At 40.5% G+C, this 17,932-nt stretch carries 16 protein-coding genes and 2 pseudogenes; 10 read left to right on the top strand and 8 right to left on the bottom strand.

Features of this window, described 5'->3' with window-relative positions; translation table 11 throughout:
* Positions 1-113: 113 nt before the first annotated feature.
* Positions 114-836, top strand: coding sequence for an FkbM family methyltransferase (locus tag GNE10_RS07355; RefSeq protein ID WP_185564296.1), 723 nt, complete (start codon positions 114-116; stop codon positions 834-836).
* 460 nt (positions 837-1,296) lie between these two features.
* Here GNE10_RS07355 and GNE10_RS07350 read toward each other — a convergent pair whose 3' ends face one another.
* The 3 genes from GNE10_RS07350 to GNE10_RS07340 form a co-directional block, all read right to left on the bottom strand.
* The gene (locus tag GNE10_RS07350) at positions 1,297-2,184 is read right to left on the bottom strand and encodes a hypothetical protein (RefSeq protein WP_099068429.1); all 888 of its coding nucleotides are present in this window, start codon (positions 2,182-2,184) and stop codon (positions 1,297-1,299) included.
* 48 nt (positions 2,185-2,232) lie between these two features.
* Positions 2,233-2,742, bottom strand: a complete 510-nt coding sequence (locus GNE10_RS07345) for a hypothetical protein (RefSeq protein ID WP_185564295.1) — start codon at positions 2,740-2,742, stop codon at positions 2,233-2,235.
* Positions 2,743-3,160: 418 nt separating this feature from the next.
* Positions 3,161-3,814: a class I SAM-dependent methyltransferase gene (locus tag GNE10_RS07340; protein WP_185564294.1), complete on the bottom strand. Its 654-nt coding sequence runs from the start codon at positions 3,812-3,814 to the stop codon at positions 3,161-3,163.
* A 60-nt stretch (positions 3,815-3,874) separates the two neighbouring features.
* Between GNE10_RS07340 and GNE10_RS07335 the strand changes: the two genes are divergently transcribed.
* The 5 genes from GNE10_RS07335 to GNE10_RS07315 all read left to right on the top strand — a co-directional run bounded on the left by GNE10_RS07335 (position 3,875) and on the right by GNE10_RS07315 (position 10,266).
* Positions 3,875-5,536, top strand: coding sequence for a glycosyltransferase family 39 protein (locus tag GNE10_RS07335; RefSeq protein WP_185564293.1), 1,662 nt, complete (start codon positions 3,875-3,877; stop codon positions 5,534-5,536).
* Positions 5,537-5,748: 212 nt separating this feature from the next.
* Positions 5,749-6,216, top strand: coding sequence for a MarR family winged helix-turn-helix transcriptional regulator (locus tag GNE10_RS07330; RefSeq protein ID WP_185564292.1), 468 nt, complete (start codon positions 5,749-5,751; stop codon positions 6,214-6,216).
* 163 nt (positions 6,217-6,379) lie between these two features.
* On the top strand, positions 6,380-7,837 hold the full coding sequence (locus GNE10_RS07325) for an HlyD family secretion protein (RefSeq protein WP_185564291.1): 1,458 nt from the start codon (positions 6,380-6,382) through the stop codon (positions 7,835-7,837).
* A 203-nt stretch (positions 7,838-8,040) separates the two neighbouring features.
* Positions 8,041-9,636, top strand: a complete 1,596-nt coding sequence (locus tag GNE10_RS07320; protein ID WP_185564290.1) for a DHA2 family efflux MFS transporter permease subunit — start codon at positions 8,041-8,043, stop codon at positions 9,634-9,636.
* Positions 9,637-9,684: 48 nt separating this feature from the next.
* Positions 9,685-10,266, top strand: a complete 582-nt coding sequence (locus GNE10_RS07315; RefSeq protein WP_185564289.1) for a Uma2 family endonuclease — start codon at positions 9,685-9,687, stop codon at positions 10,264-10,266.
* On the opposite strand, the pseudogene GNE10_RS07310 reads toward GNE10_RS07315, so the two are convergent.
* The 4 genes and pseudogenes from GNE10_RS07310 to acs all read right to left on the bottom strand — a co-directional run.
* A pseudogene (locus GNE10_RS07310) lies at positions 10,263-10,472 on the bottom strand (Uma2 family endonuclease); the annotation flags it as partial. The gene GNE10_RS07315 and the pseudogene GNE10_RS07310 sit on opposite strands and share 4 nt — an antisense overlap.
* A 211-nt stretch (positions 10,473-10,683) precedes the next feature.
* A pseudogene (locus GNE10_RS07305) lies at positions 10,684-11,253 on the bottom strand (Uma2 family endonuclease); the annotation flags it as partial.
* A gap of 175 nt (positions 11,254-11,428) precedes the next feature.
* Complete coding sequence (locus GNE10_RS07300; RefSeq protein ID WP_185564288.1) at positions 11,429-12,097, bottom strand: tetratricopeptide repeat protein; 669 nt, start codon at positions 12,095-12,097, stop codon at positions 11,429-11,431.
* An 88-nt stretch (positions 12,098-12,185) separates the two neighbouring features.
* A complete protein-coding gene (acs, locus tag GNE10_RS07295) occupies positions 12,186-14,159 on the bottom strand; it encodes an acetate--CoA ligase (RefSeq protein WP_185564287.1) in 1,974 nt (657 codons plus the stop codon).
* A gap of 179 nt (positions 14,160-14,338) precedes the next feature.
* Between acs and GNE10_RS07290 the strand changes: the two genes are divergently transcribed.
* The 4 genes from GNE10_RS07290 (at position 14,339) to GNE10_RS07275 (ending at position 17,241) form a co-directional block, all read left to right on the top strand.
* Positions 14,339-14,986 carry a restriction endonuclease subunit R gene (locus GNE10_RS07290; RefSeq protein ID WP_185564286.1) on the top strand — a complete coding sequence of 216 codons (648 nt, stop codon included), beginning with the start codon at positions 14,339-14,341 and terminating at the stop codon, positions 14,984-14,986.
* A 28-nt stretch (positions 14,987-15,014) separates the two neighbouring features.
* Complete coding sequence (locus GNE10_RS07285; RefSeq protein ID WP_185564285.1) at positions 15,015-15,725, top strand: Uma2 family endonuclease; 711 nt, start codon at positions 15,015-15,017, stop codon at positions 15,723-15,725.
* A 316-nt stretch (positions 15,726-16,041) separates the two neighbouring features.
* Positions 16,042-16,734 carry a hypothetical protein gene (locus GNE10_RS07280; protein WP_180267601.1) on the top strand — a complete coding sequence of 231 codons (693 nt, stop codon included), beginning with the start codon at positions 16,042-16,044 and terminating at the stop codon, positions 16,732-16,734.
* 69 nt (positions 16,735-16,803) lie between these two features.
* Complete coding sequence (locus tag GNE10_RS07275) at positions 16,804-17,241, top strand: hypothetical protein (RefSeq protein ID WP_185564284.1); 438 nt, start codon at positions 16,804-16,806, stop codon at positions 17,239-17,241.
* Positions 17,242-17,457: 216 nt separating this feature from the next.
* On the opposite strand, the gene GNE10_RS07270 is transcribed toward GNE10_RS07275, so the two are convergent.
* Positions 17,458-17,880 (bottom strand): hypothetical protein, encoded by a 423-nt coding sequence (locus tag GNE10_RS07270; protein WP_099072132.1) that lies wholly within the window; start codon positions 17,878-17,880, stop codon positions 17,458-17,460.
* Positions 17,881-17,932: the final 52 nt, after the last annotated feature.

Raw genomic sequence — 17,932 nt, 5'->3', positions numbered from 1 at the left:
ATATTTAATAATATATCTATAGATAGATTTTATATTTTGGAAGTAACTCTTATTGTTACTAACGAACATGTAATATAAAGTTAATATCACTCAGAAATAGAGCAGGGGAAAACGTGAAAACACAACTGGTTTCTGGGGTATTTCAGAAAGTATTTCACAGCATATTTCATCTACTGAGTATAGATGAAATAACTGGTACAAAAATCTTATCACGCAAGGATTTATTACATATAGGCACAGATTATGGTGGCTGGGTAGTTCCGAAAGAGCTACTCAACCCAAATTCTATATGTTATTGCGTTGGTTGTGGGGAAGACATTACATTTGACTTGGGGTTGATAGAAGAATTTAACTGTAACATCTATGCTTTCGATCCTACTCCTCGTGCAATCAAGCACGTTCGAGAAAAGACCGCACATTATGATAAGTATCGTTTTTTTGATATAGGACTGTGGGATCGAGAGGAAAAACTAAGATTTTACGCTCCAAAAGATTCAGCGCACGTATCACACTCTGCCTTAAATCTACAAAAAACTCAAGAGTTTTTCGTAGCTCAGGTAGATAGACTGGCAAACGTTATGCACAAGAATGGACACACTCATCTCGACTTACTCAAACTAGACATTGAAGGAGCCGAGTATAAGGTTGTAAACTCCATTATTGAAGACGAATTGGATATTAAAATACTATGTGTTGAATACGATGAATGCTTCAATCCTTTAGATACAAACTATAGGGACAGGATCAAAGAGTCTGTAGCTAGTCTCCTGCAATTTGGCTATTCACTTGTGTATGCTCAAGGTAATGGAAATTATACGTTTTTCAAAGACGTATAAGCTGTTTTGCATTTAAGTTGCAGATTGACTCTATGAGATTGTTGAGTGTTGACCGTTGACAGTTAACGGTTAACATCTATCGCATTAATGTTGTAGGGAAAAAATGTTCGTAGTAAGGACTTTAGTCCTTGATTTTTAAGCACTAAAGTGCTTACTACGAACCTTTCAGAACTAATGCTATGAACCAGTAGTGGTCTGCCAACCCAAAAATGCGCTTTTGAGGGCTGGGGAAAGGTGAAGGGGGAAAGGGACTCATGTTTTTTATCCCTTCCCCTTTTCCCGGTTGGTGAGCTTGCCTGCCCTGAGCTTTGTCGTTGGCGTTGGCGTTGGCGAAGCCTCTCGTAGAGAAGCCTCTCGTAGAGAAGCCTCTCGTAGAGAAGGGTCGAATCATTAACCTTTTCCCCTACCTCAAGAACCTCCCCTACTCCCTTACCTCCTTATCTCCCCACTCCCCCATCACTTAGATCTCAGCCACCGCCCGTTCAATTAAGCGACGTGCCAAAGTTTGCGTACCTGTGTGTTCGTAATAATTCGTTGCCACATCTAGGAAGGCCGCCAGGTAGTCTAACTTGTCATCGGCAATATCGGCAAAAGTTTTCAAGTTGTGGACAACTTTTTGTGGCGTTAAATTATTGGCGTTAACTAACCCACTCATCCAACCTTTAACTGAGTCAAAACTTTCGCCGATAAAATTGAGTTTACTGCCAGCATTGCTGCCTGGAATTACATCCTTGATGTTTTGGAAAGTTGAGTTTTGCTCTAACTCTTGCGGATTTGTTTGATTCAGCCCGGATATTGCTTTACTGATGAAATCTGGGCCTAGAGGTATCAAGCCATCAACACAAACCAATGCCACCATACGGATCAGTGACTCACCACTATACTCTCCCAAAGACGCAACAAAGTCTCCAATACTGTCTCCAGGAATGCCGTTAATTTGGCAAAAAGCTATTAATTCCGCAACTAATTTCAGTGTCAAATCGATGGTTTGGGCTTTGTCAGGTTTTGGAGTAATGGAATTTAAAAAACCCAACAAAGGAATTTTTTCGCCAACTTTGTTAGCCAAAGCTGCTGCACCAAGGGCTTTATCTGTATTATCAACGGTTTGATATAGCCATAAAGCAGTTTGATAACCCTGAGATTTATCGTTGAATAGATAAATTGCTCGTTCGCCAATTTGTTGAATTAAATCTTCGTCGGTTTCCAGAGTCACTGTTTTAATAGTGTTTACAAAGCCGACGGTATTTTGCCACTGGCCAGGAGCAACAAAATCTAAGGAATTTAACAGAGAAACAGTTAAGCCACTGGTTGGTAATTCATCAACCAACTGAAAAATCGATTTGCTCACAAAAATCTCCTGATTTCAGATTTATTATGTTGATTTTGGCAATGCGGCTCAATTCAGTTTCGCTAAACCGCTGAGATTAAATTTTTCTATCCAATCTGCGCGATCGCTAGCTGTAAATGACGGATCGCGAGAAAGTACTTTTACTTGGTATTTACCTACTAAAATTGCTGTTTGCGTGTTACCTAGTTCTACTGCGGGATAACCACCAATTTTTTTGGTGCTTTTCGAGAACTTTGCTGCTGTTGCTGGTGTGCTGCTGGTATCAGAAATAGACAACAGAGCGATATCTTTACCGCTTTTTTTCAATTTCGCTTCCGCAAAACCTTTTTTCTCTTGGGTGTAGACGCGTTGGTAACCATCACTAGCATCTGGGAACAATTTGTTAAATTCGCTACCTTGAGTTGCCGTTTTAGCTACAGCTTGACCGCTTTTTTGCTTACTACTCTCTTGCTGGGCCTGGTCAAAACGTCCCGGTGTTTTTGCAGTGCAAGATGTTGTCAGTAGTATTACTGAGAGCAACAACGCAGCTAAAACTTTACGCCCACGGTGTAAACTCATGTTTCGATTCTCCTGATACTTAAGCTTTGAGGCAATTATCTGCGGTGCTAGTGATTTTGACCCAGAAAATTTACTTTTTGATAATTATTGTGGGGGATTGGGAGTTGGGAGTTAGGAGTTGGGAGTTGGGAGTTGGGAGTTAGGAGTTAGGAGTTAGGAGTTAGGAGTTGGGAGTTAGGAGTTGGGAGTTAGGAGTTGGGAGTTGGGAGTTAGGAGTTAGGAGTTAGGAGTTAGGAGTTGGGAGTTAGGAGTTTGGAGTTTGGAGTTTGGAGTTAGGAGTTGGGAGTTGGGAGTTTGGAGTTGGGAGTTGGGAGTTTGGAGTTGGGAGTTGGGAGTTTGGAGTTAGTTATTCATCCTCTGCCTTAAGAGTCTCCCTTGTCTCCCTTATCTCCCTTGTCTTTATGTTGTAAAAATTGCTTCAACTGCCAGAACTGCGGTAAGCGATGACGGCATAAAATGGATCTCCTCCAGGTGCCCCTAGCCATTGTAGAAAATTCGGTAATGTTGATTTGTGAACGATAACTTCTGGGGTGGTAAATCCTGGTACAGAGGTGAAGTAATTCTTGACTAATTCCACTCGTTGTGGTTCTGAAGCTTCCCGCCAAGCTTGAATTGCTTTTTGAAAGAACATCCGGTTGGAAAAGCTGATAATGGCGACACCACCGGGTTTGAGGATGCGGTGAATTTCAGAAAATATTGCTTCTGGATATTGGATATATTGCACAGATACGCAATTGAGAACTGCGTCAAAATCTTCATTTGGCAAAGGAATCTGGGGATTTTCGTTGAGATTTTGCACAAAATAATGATTGAAGCGGGGGTTGCGTGCTAGTTCTTCGGTGTTGAGTCCGTGTCCCTCGATGTGGGAAAATTGAATCTCTTCTGGTAGATGGGAAACCCAGCTGCTCATCATATCAAAGATGCGGGTGTTGGGTTTGAGGCGATCGCGGTATAAATCTGTTAGCTGTTGAATAAATCCCTCATCAACATGGGTGACGAAGCGCGGATAAGCATAGAATAAGCGATCGTCTGTGTCGTCTAATTTTAGGCGTTGATTCGGTCTTAGCTGCATAAATCTCTCGTGTAGATAACTTTTTTCCAAAATTGTGGCATCTATTTGATATAAGTTTACATGTTATACAAATTACGTTCTTTGCAGTATATTGGGCGCAAAATCTTGCTTTTAGGAGCATCACCTTATTTTATTTTGTTAGTTTGGATACTACCTTTATTATTATTTACTTCTGGTGAAAATAGCCTCATAGCACATGACGAAGCGCTTTATGCTTCACGGGCACGGTTGATGTTTGATTCTGGGAATTGGATTGCACCTTGGGAAAAGCCGCATCACAAAACTCCTGGGCCTTATTGGTTAATTGCCAGTTTCTATCAGCTGTTTGGTATCAATGATACGAGTGCGCGTCTTCCTAGTATGCTTGCAGGAATTTTATGCGTCTGGCTGGTATATGAAATCGGCAAAATCATCCTGGGTAAAAAACTAGCTTTCCTTGCTGGTGCAATTTTAAGTGTGGAATTTCTCTGGCTGCAATCTTGTCGTTTAAGTACCCCAGATGTACCTTTAGTTTTATTAGTACTTTTAACGATTTGGTCTTTTATCAAAGCAGAATTAAATCCGGCAAAACGCTACTTCTGGAGTTTTAGTGCTGGTTTAAGTTTAGGTTTAGGCTTTTTAATCAGAAGCTTTATGATTTTTGTACCAATCATAGCTTTATTACCTTATTTAATTTGGGATGCTAAGCGTCATCGTCATCTGAATAATCCCTTTTTATATTTAGGGATTTTCGTCGGTTTGATTCCTACTTTTGTTTGGCTCTGGCTTTGTTGGTTACATTATGGAAACCAAAGTTTTGAAGAGTTATACAAATTTGTGATCTATCAAAGTAGTAAGGGAAATGATAATTATCACACGAATTTTCTCTTCTATGTTTGGAATATTGCTCTCAAAGCATTTCCTTGGGCTTTTTTCGCAATTTTCGGACTAATTTTTGCTATTCGTCATCCCTTCCGCTACCAATTATTATTAGTTGGATTTCCTGTTGTCTTCTTTATTGAAATTAGTATTTTTACGACTCGTTTTTCTCACTATAGTCTTTGCCTTTATCCCTTCGTGGCGTTGTTTGCTGCTGTGGGTTTAGACGGGCTAGGTAAAATTTATCAGCTAGGAATTTCCTCGCAATCTATTCTTCAACAAAATAAAAAAAATATCTTCAATTTTTTTGTCAAAGAAAATCTTCCCCGAAACCTCAGTTATGGATTTGGTGGATTCGGTGTTTTACTCATTATCGCCAGCATTGTGATTTTTGCTTGGGTTAATTCTGATATCCGTAAGTATGCAATTATTGGCTTCGCTATGGGATTAGGTTGGTTAATTTTACCTGTTGTGTGGATTGGTCGTTATCGCTTTGGTAAAAAGTTTCTCACAACTCGTTACTGGATAGCAGGTTGGTTAATTCCCTGTTGGTTAGCTTTAGCGGCGATGGGTAGTATAGGTTTGTTAAGTGACTATAACCCAGCCTTAAGAGTTTTTCTCCAACAAAGCGCGATCGCTTCTATTTTGAAAACTAATCCGATATACTTTGTGCAAATAGATGATAAAGTCCAAGTACTCCTCGATTTCTATATTGCTATTGACGACAAACGAGTAGACTCATTTTCTGAAGTACCAGCTTTTAGCTATGCTTGGACTTCTCAAAATCAATCCCCTAAATTATCCAGACCTCACCGTATTCTCGGTACTGTGAAAGAATATCAGTTTATTCAAGTACTTCGTTAGTTATTGGGTATGGGGCATCCCTTCTCTGCGAGACGCTACGCGAACGGCTTCGCTCAGGGCAAGTGGGAGTTAGGAGTTGGGAGTTAGGAGTTGGGAGTTAAGAATTATTCTTGTTATCTCCCCCACTTCCCTACTTCCAAAAAAAGAGCTGTTGCCAAAATCATCAAAATTAGATAGCATATGAATATTAAGCATACTAAGTATTTTAACAAATGATTTCTACATCCAATCAATCCCCAACTTTAGAGTCCTGGCAGCAAAATCTCGCACCATACAATTTGGGGTACAGAATCAAATTACTTTCGCAACTACTAAGTCGTAGGTTTACTGATAGACTCGAACCTTTTGGATTGACTCCATTTCATTGGTTGGTGTTGTGCTGTCTTTGGCAAGAAGATGGTTTACCTACTTCTAGTATTGGGGACAAACTCAAACAAGTAGGCGGTACTTTAACTGGGGTGTTAGACCGGATGGAAGAACGCGGTTTGGTTCGTCGAGAACGCGATACTCAAGACCGTCGCATCTGGCGAATCTGGTTAACGGATGCAGGTAGGGAACTGCAAACCATCCTACCTCCCATCGCCGCACAAGTGTGTGATGAAGCAATGGAGGGTATTTCCCTTGCTGACCGAGAATTTTTTTCCCAGATTTTGAATAAAGGCATCGCTAATCTCTCTTAAAAGATACTTCCACAATCACCCAAGCGGGGGAAGCTACATTAAGATTTATTTTGAGAAGATATTACGCATACTAAATAAAAGCCACGCAAAGGCTCGTAAATCAATATTACGTACTTTAAATAAACGAGAGTTAACTAAATCAATCTGCAAGGAGTTGAAACTTATGGGTGTCAATACTTTAAACGGACGCAAGGATAACAAAACCCCCATTTTAGAACCAGAATTGATTACAGATTCAGAGACTTTAGAAGCCACCACCACAGAGACAACTCAAGGGCCTGTTGTAACTCCCCAGACAGAAAAAGAAGTTCCACCGAAGCGTAAAAAACCCATTGGCTTAATTTTGGCAGGATTGGGTGTAGGTGCGATCGCCGCAGGTACTTTTGGTTATAATTACTGGCAATATTCCTCTACCCACCAGGAAACAGATAACGCCACCGTTGTGGGAAACATTCACCAAATTAGTAGCCGCATTCCCGGAACTGTGACTCAAGTTTTGGTGGATGATAATCAACTGGTGCAACCGGGACAATTATTAGTGAAGTTAGATGCGCGGGACTATGAAAGTAAAGTCCAACAAGCACAAGCAGCATTAGAAAATGCGCGCGGTCAGGCCCAAGCCGCCCAAGCAAATATCGCCTTAGCTTCACAAACCACCACTGGTAAAACAACTCAGGCGCAAGGAGATGTTAGCAACGCTGTGGCGGCAATTTCCACAGCCCAAGCAGCAGTCCAAGAAGCGCAAGCGGGGATACCAGCAGCACAGGCCGAAGTGAAGTTAGCTCAAGCGGGAATTCCCGCAGCCCAAGCCCAGGTAGCCCAAGCCAATGCCAACTTGGAAAAAGCCCAAGCAGATTATAACCGTTACAACGAATTGTATAAATCGGGTGCCATTGCTCGCCAGCAATTAGACACAGCCAAGGCGGCCTATGATGTGGCTGTAGCCCAGAAAAATGCTGCCGTCCAGGGAGTAGAACAAGCCCAAGCCAGATTAGCCTCGGCGAAAGTTGGCGTTGCCAAAGCCCAATCTCAATTAGCACAAGCCCAAGAAAGTGTAGTTAGCGCCCAAGCAAAATTGGCTGCATCCAAGGGAGGATTGCAACAAGCCACAGCTGGCGGACAAGATACAGCAGTCAAACGCAGTCAATACGAAGCAGCAAAAGCAGCGATCGCACAATCAGAAGCATCGCTCAAAGACGCTCAATTGCAACTATCCTATGTTAATATTACTGCTCCTAGTGCTGGAAGAATAGGCAGGAAAAACGTGGAAATTGGTAACCGAGTTGCAGCGGGTACACCGTTAATGGCGATCGTGGATAATCAAAATTGGGTAGTTGCCAACTTCAAAGAAACCCAACTAGAAAAAATGCGCCCAGGAGAACTAGTAGAAATCAAACTGGATAGTTTCCCTCATCACACTTTTACTGGTCACGTTGATAGTATTTCCCCAGCTTCCGGCGCTCAATTTGCCTTATTACCCCCAGATAACGCCACAGGTAACTTTACCAAAATTGTACAGCGCATCCCAGTCAAAATAGTTTTCGACCAAAACAGCATTCAAGGATACGAATCGCGAATTACACCGGGGATGTCTGCGGAAGTTGCAGTGGAAGTTAAATAGGATATGGGGCATGGGGCATGGGAGATGTAGCTTTAGCTTCTCTTTCATAGACGCTAGCGCGAACCCGAAGGATGGGGGATGAGGGGGACAAATCAATTCAAAATTCAACATTAAAGAACTTTTGAATGCGTGATTTTTTAATGTCCCATGCCCAATGCCCAATGAGATGAGTATAGAATTTAATCAAAAAATGAAACAACACTATGGCTAATACAGGTATAATTCGTCAGCCAGGGCACAATCCTGCTGTCCCGCCAGAACGGGTACCACTCAGAATTTGGATTGGTGTATTGGCAAGTATGCTTGGTGCGTTCATGGCGGTATTAGATATTCAAATTACTAATGCTTCCCTGCAAGATATTCAAGCAAGTTTAGGAGCAACTTTAGAAGAAGGTTCTTGGATTTCTACTGCCTATCTGGTTGCGGAAATTGTAGTAATTCCTCTAACAGGATGGTTATCAAGGGTCTTTTCTTTAAGACGTTATCTATTAGTAAATACTGCATTATTTATTTTATTTTCTATATGTTGTGCTTGGGCGTGGAATTTGAATTCTATGATTCTCTTCCGCGCTTTGCAAGGTTTTAGCGGAGGAGTTTTAATTCCCACCGCTATGACAATTGTTTTAACGACCTTACCACCATCCAAGCAATCAATAGGATTAGCAGCTTTTGGTTTTAGTGCAGTTTTCGCCCCATCAATCGGCCCGACATTAGGAGGTTGGTTAACAGAGAATTTTGGTTGGGAATATAACTTTTATATCAACTTAATTCCAGGTATATTAATGCTGGCTGGCGTTTGGTATGGAATTAAGCAAGAAGCACCCCAAATTAGTTTATTAAAACAAGGCGATTGGTGGGGAATTATTGCAATGGCCATCGGATTGGGTTCCCTGCAAGTTGTTTTAGAAGAAGGTAGCCGTAAAGATTGGTTTGGTTCGGCGTTAATTGTACGCTTAACTGTAATTGCAGTAATTTTTCTAGCAATATTTTTCTTTATAGAATTAACTCGTAAACAACCATTTATTAATTTGCGGCTGTTGTTTAGACGTAACTTTGGTTTAGCCAGTATTGTAAATGTATCTTTGGGTGTTGGCTTGTATGGTTCAATTTATATTTTACCTTTATATCTTGCCCAAATTCAAAAATACAATGCGTTGCAAATTGGTGAAGTATTAATGTGGGCTGGGATTCCCCAACTATTTATTATTCCTTTTATACCCAAATTAATGCAACGTTTTGATGTGCGCTTTATGGTGGCTGTTGGCGTAACTTTATTTGCTGTCAGTGCATTTATGAATTCTGGTATGACTAATCAAACAGGATTAGATCAATTACGGTGGTCACAATTTGTGCGGGCAATGGGACAACCTTTAATTATGGTACCACTCAGCTCTATTGCCACTGGTGGATTAAGTCCGAAAGAAGCAGGTTCGGCGAGTGGTTTATTTAATATGATGCGGAATATGGGCGGTTCAATTGGAATCGCTTCTTTAGCAACTTTATTAACAAATAGAGAACAATTTCACTCCAATCGATTGGGTGATGGCATATCTTTATATAATCCAGAAACTCAACAGCGCATTGACCAGATGACTCAATATTTTATTAGTCGTGGTGCGGATTTAAGTACGGCACAAAATCAGGCGATCGCATCTATTTCAAATATAGTTCGTCGGGAAGCATTTGTCATGGCTTTTAACGATTGTTTTTACTTTATCGGTATAGCTTTATTGTTGAGTGGAATTGCTATTTTGTTCTTCAAAAAAGTGAAAGCAAGCGGTAATGCTGTCGCTCATTAAATTTGTAGTATCTGTTAAAATATTTGATAAAACTATTCAGGTACTAACATGGTCATTAGCCAAAGCAAGTACTATATTTCCCCAGAAGAATATTTAGAAGCCGAGAAAGTAAGCGAAATAAAACACGAGTATATTGATGGGCAAGTCTACGCAATGGCTGGGGCCAGTGATGCCCATGTCACAGTTAGCATGAATGTATCTATGTTGCTGCGAAACCATCTCCGGGGTAGTGGTTGCCGTGTTTATATGTTAGATATGAAAGCGCGAATTGATGCGATAAATCGCTATTTCTATCCTGATGTAATGGTGACTTGTGATACACGAGATAAAGAATTTGAATATTTTAAGTGCTATCCTTGCTTAGTGGTAGAAGTGCTTTCTGAGTCAACAGAAAGTTTTGATAGAGGGAAAAAATTTGCTAGTTACAGACACTTAGAATCACTACAAGAATATGTGCTAATTTCATCAGATAGAATGAGTGTAGAATGCTTCCGTCGTAATGAACAAGGACATTGGGTGCTTTACCCTTATGAAAAAGGAGAAGAAGTACATTTAGCTAGCGTTGATTTTCGTTGTGCGATGCCTGCAATATATGAAGATGTATCATTAGCAGACGATAATAATTTTTAATCCAACATTTCTGGGTCAATTCCTAAAGCATTGAGTTGTTCCACAGAAAGATTACGCAATTTTTCGGTAATTAACAGCCGCTTTTGTCGTTCAACTTCAGCGCGTTCTTCACCTGTTAGTAGTAAATTTCCTTGTGCATCCCACCACCGCAACCAAGGTAACTCTGCATTCTGATACAAACCCTGCCATATTCCCAACTCTACCCCTAAGAGTTTGTTTGAAAAGTGGTTAACTGTGATTTTTATTACCCCCCTTAATCCCCCCTTGGTAAGGGGGGAAACAATAAAATCTAGTTCCCTGACGCCACTTGCTTCAAGCCGGGGAACCCGTCCAACGCAGTGGCTCCCCTTTATAAGGGGAGGGTTAGGGTAGGGTAAAAATATTTGATACATCAATCATGACTTTTCAAACATCTTCTAAAGGAGCGATGGGGTAATGTCCTCTTTCATTGGGTTGCATTATTTGATAGGTATTATCGATTAAATGATACACCTCAACCTGGGCTTTTGATACTTCATAAATTCCATAATAAGGCACTCGAATTGCCTGTTCATAAACCCAAAATTTCCCAACATTTCCACTTTCTCCTTGAGATGGCGGTGTTTTATCTCGTTCTTCTGAACCATCTCCAGAGACAAATTCCAACACAATTAAAGGTGCAACATACTCCTTCCACAGCACATAAGAACGCCGCATTTTACCATCAAGAGTAGGCGGTACATTGGGTACATAAAACCAATCTGGTGCTTCAGCACCTTTTTCAGGAGGTTCTGTCAATCTCCAGTAAATACCAGAATCTTGTCCAATACAATATTGTCCATCAGGATGGCGTTGTTCTAGCACAGGTTTAATTGAATCTGTAATTAAGATACTTTGTGGATGCTCCTGAAGATTTTTGCCTCCGGCACGCTTCGCGAACACGAATGTACCATCTGAATCTGGTAACTGGGTGTGGTCAGGTAAAGTTAATGACGATAAGGAAGTCATAACCTTTAACCATTTATTTTTATTATTTACTATATTATAGGGTGCGTTAGGCTACGCCATAACATACCCTACATATACATAGATTTGTTCAGCAATCAAATGGGATTTTTATAGTAGATAAAAGTTTGGTAAATCGGCCAAAAATTTATCTAACTCCTAAATTCTGCTTTAATTGTTATGAAATAGTAGGATCGTCTGATTTTTTGATTTCTTGCAAGATTCGTTCTAGTTGATTGACCTTGTCATTCCTATTTTGTTCTTTAAAAAGATTTAAAGCTTTTTCTAAAGAAGATAAAGCTTCATCTTTTTTATTTGTTTGCCACATTGCTAGAGCAAAATTAGTCAATGCTTCTGCATAATTGGGATTAATTTCTAAAGCTTTTTGATATTCAGTGATAGCTTCTTGCCACCGACTTTCGCTAGCGTAAACCATACCAATGGCATTGTAAGCTAAAGCATATTTTGACTGGAGGCGGATGGCTTCTTTGTATGCGCTAATTGCTTCTTCTGATTTCTTTTGTCGAAACAGCACATTTCCCAACTGAAAGTGTCCAAAGGCATCTCTGGGGAATTGTTTAATTAATTTGCGTAAATTTTCCTCTGCACCTTTCATGTCTCCTTGATTATACAAAGCATTGGCTTGTTGGAGAATCTGCGATCGCTCTGATGGCCCTTGGTCTGAAAATTGCGCTAGTTTCTGTACTTGTCTTTGAGTATACTGTTGAGGCGAATGTAAAGAAACTGCTAACACGGATGGTGATAGACCAATGGCAGCGATCGTAGTCAGTGCTATGCAGCTAAAAGGTTGAACAAATGCTGATTTCAGTTTGCTGTTCAGTTTCATCGCCCTGAATGCCTCAATAGTGTTCTAATACTTATGATAAATTGCGGGCGCGTTACCGTGTAACGCCCCACAATTTATCTGGAAATTGCTACGCCCCTTCTCTCAGTTTATCCAACACGCTTCTATCTTCTAAGGTTGAAGTATCACCAGATACCTCCTGTCCAGCAGCCAAATTTCGCAATAATCGCCGCATAATTTTACCCGATCGCGTTTTTGGTAAAGCGTCGGTAAAGCGAATTTCTCCAGGACGCGCAATAGCACCAATTTCTTTAACAACGTGTTGCTTGAGTTCTTTACTCAACTGTTCACTTCCCTGATAATTGCCTTCTAATGTGACAAAAGCAACTACTTCTTCTCCTTTGAGTTCATCCGGTTTCCCCACTACCGCCGCTTCTGCAACTGCGGGATGAGAAACTAAGGCTGATTCTACTTCCATTGTACCGAGGCGGTGTCCTGATACATTCAATACGTCATCTACCCGACCCATTACCCAGAAATAACCATCTTCATCGCGTCTTGCACCATCACCAGCAAAATAAGTATAGTTTCCATTTTGCGGGGGGATATGTTCCCAATAGGTGCGGCGGAAGCGTTCCGGATCGCCGTACACTGTCCGCATCATTCCCGGCCAAGGATGGCGGACTGCTAAATAACCACCTTCGTTGCTGGGTACGGAATTTCCTTCTAAATCTACGATGTCTGCAAGAATTCCAGGGAAGGGCAGAGTTGCGGAACCGGGTTTCGTGGCAATTGCCCCTGGTAGCGGTGTAATCATGATACCGCCAGTTTCGGTTTGCCACCAAGTATCAACAATTGGACAGCGCCCTCCACCAATGACTTTGTGATACCACATCCAAGCTTCGGGGTTAATGGGTTCGCCGACGGTTCCCAACAATCGCAACGAAGACAAGTTTCGCGCCTTGGGATGGTGTTCCCCCATCTTAATAAATGCCCGAATTGCCGTAGGTGCTGTATAAAAAATATTAACGCCGTATTTTTCAATTACATCCCAAAAACAACCAGGATTAGAGGCACGGGGCGCACCTTCATACATAATCGTTGTTGCGCCGTTGGAAAGGGGACCGTAGACAATATAGCTGTGTCCAGTAATCCAACCTACATCGGCGGTACACCAATATACATCTGTGTCTTGCAGGTCAAAGATCCACTTAGTGGTCATGTGGGTATACAGATTATAACCAGCAGTTGTATGTACCACACCCTTTGGTTTCCCCGTACTGCCAGAAGTGTAGAGGATAAACAGCATATCTTCGCTGTCCATCGGTTCGGCTGGACAATCAGCAGAGGCATTTTTTTGTAAATCGTGCCACCAATGGTCGCGTCCGCCTAATTGCATGTATGTTTCTTGTCCGGTACGCTGGACGACGAGGACATTTTCTACACTGGGAACAGCGCCATCAGCCAAGGCTTTATCTACCTGTTCCTTGAGGGGAACGATCGCATCTTTGCGCCAGCCACCATCAGCGGTAACTACCAATTTAGCTTTCGCATCAATTAAGCGATCGCGCAAAGCTTCCGCACTAAAACCACCAAATACCACACTGTGGGGTGCGCCAATTCTTGCACAGGCTAACATAGCGATGGCAGCTTCCGGAATCATTGGCATATAAATACCAACGCGATCGCCTTTTTGTACGCCCAGTTGCTTCAACACATTGGCAAACTGGCAAACTTCCCGATGCAGTTGGGCGTAGGTGAGGGTACGGGAATCTCCTGGTTCCCCTTCCCAAATCAATGCAGCTTTATTTTTGCGCCAAGTGGTGAGGTGTCTGTCAAGACAGTTGTAAGAAATGTTAATCTTACCGCCTACGAACCACTGAGCAAAAGGCGGTTGCCAATCTAGGACTGTATCCCATTTTTGGAACCATGATAATTCATTTGTTGCCAAATCTGCCCAAAATTGCTGCGGATCGGCTTTAGCTTTCTCGTAAAGACGCTGATAGTCTTCCAGGCTTTTGATATGGGCGTTTTGTGAGAACTCAGGACTAGGATGGAAAAGGCGATTCTCTTGTAGGATTGATTCTATGGTTGGTTGAGACATAGTTTATCAGCGCGATCGCTATTGTTACTAAAAACTATTCTTAGCCCAGTTATGCTGTACTGTGTTTAGATTTTCATTAAGCGCCATTAGTGATTGGGAGTGGGGAGTTAGGAGTTAAGAATTTTCCCCTGCGCCCATCTCCCCACCTCCCCCACTCCCTACTTTCTTTTCCAAAAACTATGCCACTTATTCTCGAAGCCAATAGCCTATCTCTCAACGATGTTCATCGCTTTTTGCAACTAGAAGAACTTTCAATTGGTTCATTCACAGATTTCCTAAATTTAGAAACGTTGACAGAGTTTGAACAACAGGATTTATTGCGAATTAGAAACGACTATCATCGTTATCTCAAGTATGGTAAAATTTCTGAAGGATTAGTTAAATTTTTAACTATTGCGCCATTAATGCGCTTAGCAGGATTTTATGATGTGCCGATTCGGTTGACGATGGAAGATAGCGTGGCGATCGCTGTGGAAGATGAAGACAAAAGAATTACCGGACGCATGGATATTTTAGCAATTAATAATCCTCAAGGTAATATCGCACCGCCATTTTGGATTTTAGTCATTGAAACAAAAAATAGTGCCATCGAAGTTTGCGAGGGTTTACCTCAATTACTTACTTATACTTTTAAAAGTTTACAAGAACAACCATCTGTTTGGGATTTGGCAACTAACGGACTGCGTTATCAGTTTGTTTATTTAAAACGCGAACAACAGCCGACTTATCAATTAATGCCATTATTAAGTCTCAATGAATCTGGCGGGGCAATTGAGTTATTACAAGTTCTTAAAAGCATCTGCAAGTTAGTAAGTTTTCAGGAATAATAAATGTAGAATTGCGGGGCGATCGCTGATGTCTGAACCTGCTACTTTAGAATTCATCCCTGATAATACCCCAGAAGATGAAGTTATTTTTTTTCCCCCTGGCGATATACTGAGTGATGAACCACCCTTAGAAAGTGACCTCCACCGAGACCAAATCGATCTGCTGATTCGCCTACTGAAATCGTGGTGGCGAGAAAAGCAGGATTTTTATGCTTCTGGGAATTTAACAATTTACTACAGTCCCAACCAAAAAAAATCGGAATACTTCCGGGGGCCAGACTTTTTTGTAGTTTTGGGAACCGAGAAAAAAGACCGTAAAAGTTGGGTAGTTTGGCAAGAAGACGGGAAATACCCAAATGTAATTGTAGAAATTTTGTCAAATTCCACAGCAGCCATTGACAAAGGCTTTAAAAAACAAATCTACCAAGATACTTTTCGTACACCTGATTATTTCCTGTTTGACCCCATAAAAATGGAATTCCAGGGATTTCACTTAGTAGATGGAAAGTATCAAGAAATTCAATCTACCACTGATGGACGTTTATGGAGTCAACAGTTAGAACTTTACTTGGGAGTTTATGAAGGCAAATTAAGATTCTTTACCACTGAAAACCAATTAATACCATCATCTGAAGAACTAGCCCAACAAGCAGAAGAATGCGTCCAACAAGCAGAACAAGAAATTGCCAGATTGCGCGAACTTTTGCGTACACAGGGCATTAACCCTGAGAATATTTAATGAGATGACTAAATTTACATAGACACTTTACAGTTAAAATTGGAGAAGAATACAAAATACAGAATTTAGAATCAACCTATTCATTACTAGTGACGTGACAAGATTAAAATATTGCAATAGTAAATATATTTTCTTGTGTGGTGGGCATCTTGTCCGCCAATTAGGGCAGGGGAAACCCGCATTCTGCAAGAAGAAAGCTAATGCAGCGTTGTAGCTGTGCCACAGCACTAGAGTCGTATAGAATTAAATTCTCAATTCTGACTCCTGAATTACTGATTGTTAAAAAAAGCTTTAGTATCTGAAAGTAGGGCCTCGTTTGCAAGCAAAAGAGATTAAGGATAAATTAAAATCCCTCATCGAGCAAGCTTACTCGATAGATCCTAATTTAGCGAGAAGATTAGATGAAATCAACCGTTGGGTGAAGAATATCAAACCAGGTTCCCTGACGGCTAAACCTTTTGTCCTTGCTTTTCTCTTAGAAGTAATTACGGACTCGACAATTTGGCTGATAATAAAATCCTCACCTTCCCAAGAAGCACAAAAAGCAAAATTTGAGCAAATGACACCCATTGAAAGATATTGGTATGGTTACCTTTTTCCCAAATGGATTAATGCAAATGATTCCAAGTTTTATATTTGGAAGCAAAAATTAATGGCAGGTGAGTTTAATCGCGGTGATGATGATATTATTAGAAATATAGCCCAAGATATTGTTCAGCGAGAAGGTAGTTTTTGGCAGCGTTATATTGCCGACCTATCAATGGCAACGGATTTAATTGTCAGTAATCGTCACAATCAACCACTCTGCATTCAAGTTACCAGTGTCAGTGAAGAACTCAATCAACAAAAGTACCAAGCTTGGCAAAATACACTGCGATCGTGGGAAATAGAGCGGGGATTATTTTTAAGTTACAATCCCAAGGATGCTAATTTTGTGAACCAGTTAGTCAACGTGGCGCTGTATAACAGTGATTATCTTTCTGGTGGAAAATATTTAAAATTTTCCTGATTGTTTTTGGATTTTGATGTACAAGATTTGTATTCTAGCCTACATACTTACCTGCTCATTACAGCTTTTATGGCTCACAATAGAGAAACTCACACCTGCAACAATGTTAATTTTGCCGAAGCTTTAGCAACAGCTAGACAAATGCAGCAGAACTGGTTAACTTACGGCATTGATTTTGTGAATTTTTATGTTGAAGATGTAAATGGAGACTGGTTAGAAACCTGGGGAAATGATGAAATATTGGGTAATTCTCGATTGGATGCAATTAAAGAATTTTTGGTAAGTGATGATAATGTAGCTGTAAAAGTCAGGGAATATTTAGGGGAGCGATCGCTATTCGATTTTGCAGTAAGTTTAGAAGCATATTGGAAAAGTCCTGAGATAGATGACAGGTTAGCAGCTGTGAAAAATCTATTAGCTACTGGTGAAAATAATGTTCATAAAGATGACATCAGCTTAGTGAATTTAGCTAATAGTCTCTTGGTAAAGTTGGCAGATATTTTGTAAAATTTGGAATTATAGCAGATTTTAGCTGAATTGAATAAGTAGCTCAACCTAATTAACAGAAATCATGCACATACTGGAAAAATCCTATGTGCAGTTTTCTGTAAAATGTGATGTTGCAACAAATTTTATTGCAACATTTTAGCCTTGCCACACCACCACAGTCATTTTATTTTTACTTGATAAATAGCCTCTTATCAAATTACGAATCAGTTAATTTTAAGATAAAAAATATCCTGTTGCTTTCTCAATATATTTGACGACTTTTTCGTAGGATTCGGGATTATTCACAGGGTTGATGATGATGGGAATAGTACCATCTGGCAACCAAAAAGTTATCCTACCGTTTGGTTCATGACAAAAAGAACTTATACAATCTAAATTAATGATATATTCATTTTTTTCGTAAATAATTTTCACCCAATAGGCATAATTTAATTCTAGTTGGGTAACGCACTCTATATAATCGATAATTTTTTGATAATCTTCTAAATTATTTTGCGGATTAATCACAATGGGAATGGCACTATCAGGTAACCAAAAAGTTACCCTGCCATTTCGTTCGTAACAGAAAGCATGGACGCGTTCAAAATTTACTACATATTCTTTCCTCTCGTAAAGGATTTTCACCCAGTACGTCACAACATCTCCTCAAGTCCAAAATTTACGAATGATGCACCCTGTATGCCAAATG

It is taken from the genome of Nostoc sp. 2RC (assembly GCF_014222165.1).
GTDB lineage: Bacteria > Cyanobacteriota > Cyanobacteriia > Cyanobacteriales > Nostocaceae > Nostoc > Nostoc linckia.
Note: the sequence above shows the minus strand (reverse complement) of the source record. Positions and strands in the feature narration are given on the sequence as shown.

What these genes read in the sequence shown, in the direction of transcription:
- GNE10_RS07345 (WP_185564295.1), bottom strand. Translation starts at nt 2,742, where the DNA reads ATGAGTTTACACCGTGGGCGTAAAGTTTTAGCTGCGTTGTTGCTCTCA.
- GNE10_RS07340 (WP_185564294.1), bottom strand. Translation starts at nt 3,814, where the DNA reads ATGCAGCTAAGACCGAATCAACGCCTAAAATTAGACGACACAGACGAT.
- GNE10_RS07335 (WP_185564293.1), top strand. Translation starts at nt 3,875, where the DNA reads ATGTTATACAAATTACGTTCTTTGCAGTATATTGGGCGCAAAATCTTG.
- GNE10_RS07330 (WP_185564292.1), top strand. Translation starts at nt 5,749, where the DNA reads ATGATTTCTACATCCAATCAATCCCCAACTTTAGAGTCCTGGCAGCAA.
- GNE10_RS07325 (WP_185564291.1), top strand. Translation starts at nt 6,380, where the DNA reads ATGGGTGTCAATACTTTAAACGGACGCAAGGATAACAAAACCCCCATT.
- GNE10_RS07320 (WP_185564290.1), top strand. Translation starts at nt 8,041, where the DNA reads ATGGCTAATACAGGTATAATTCGTCAGCCAGGGCACAATCCTGCTGTC.
- GNE10_RS07315 (WP_185564289.1), top strand. Translation starts at nt 9,685, where the DNA reads ATGGTCATTAGCCAAAGCAAGTACTATATTTCCCCAGAAGAATATTTA.
- GNE10_RS07300 (WP_185564288.1), bottom strand. Translation starts at nt 12,097, where the DNA reads ATGAAACTGAACAGCAAACTGAAATCAGCATTTGTTCAACCTTTTAGC.
- acs (WP_185564287.1), bottom strand. Translation starts at nt 14,159, where the DNA reads ATGTCTCAACCAACCATAGAATCAATCCTACAAGAGAATCGCCTTTTC.
- GNE10_RS07290 (WP_185564286.1), top strand. Translation starts at nt 14,339, where the DNA reads ATGCCACTTATTCTCGAAGCCAATAGCCTATCTCTCAACGATGTTCAT.
- GNE10_RS07285 (WP_185564285.1), top strand. Translation starts at nt 15,015, where the DNA reads ATGTCTGAACCTGCTACTTTAGAATTCATCCCTGATAATACCCCAGAA.
- GNE10_RS07275 (WP_185564284.1), top strand. Translation starts at nt 16,804, where the DNA reads ATGGCTCACAATAGAGAAACTCACACCTGCAACAATGTTAATTTTGCC.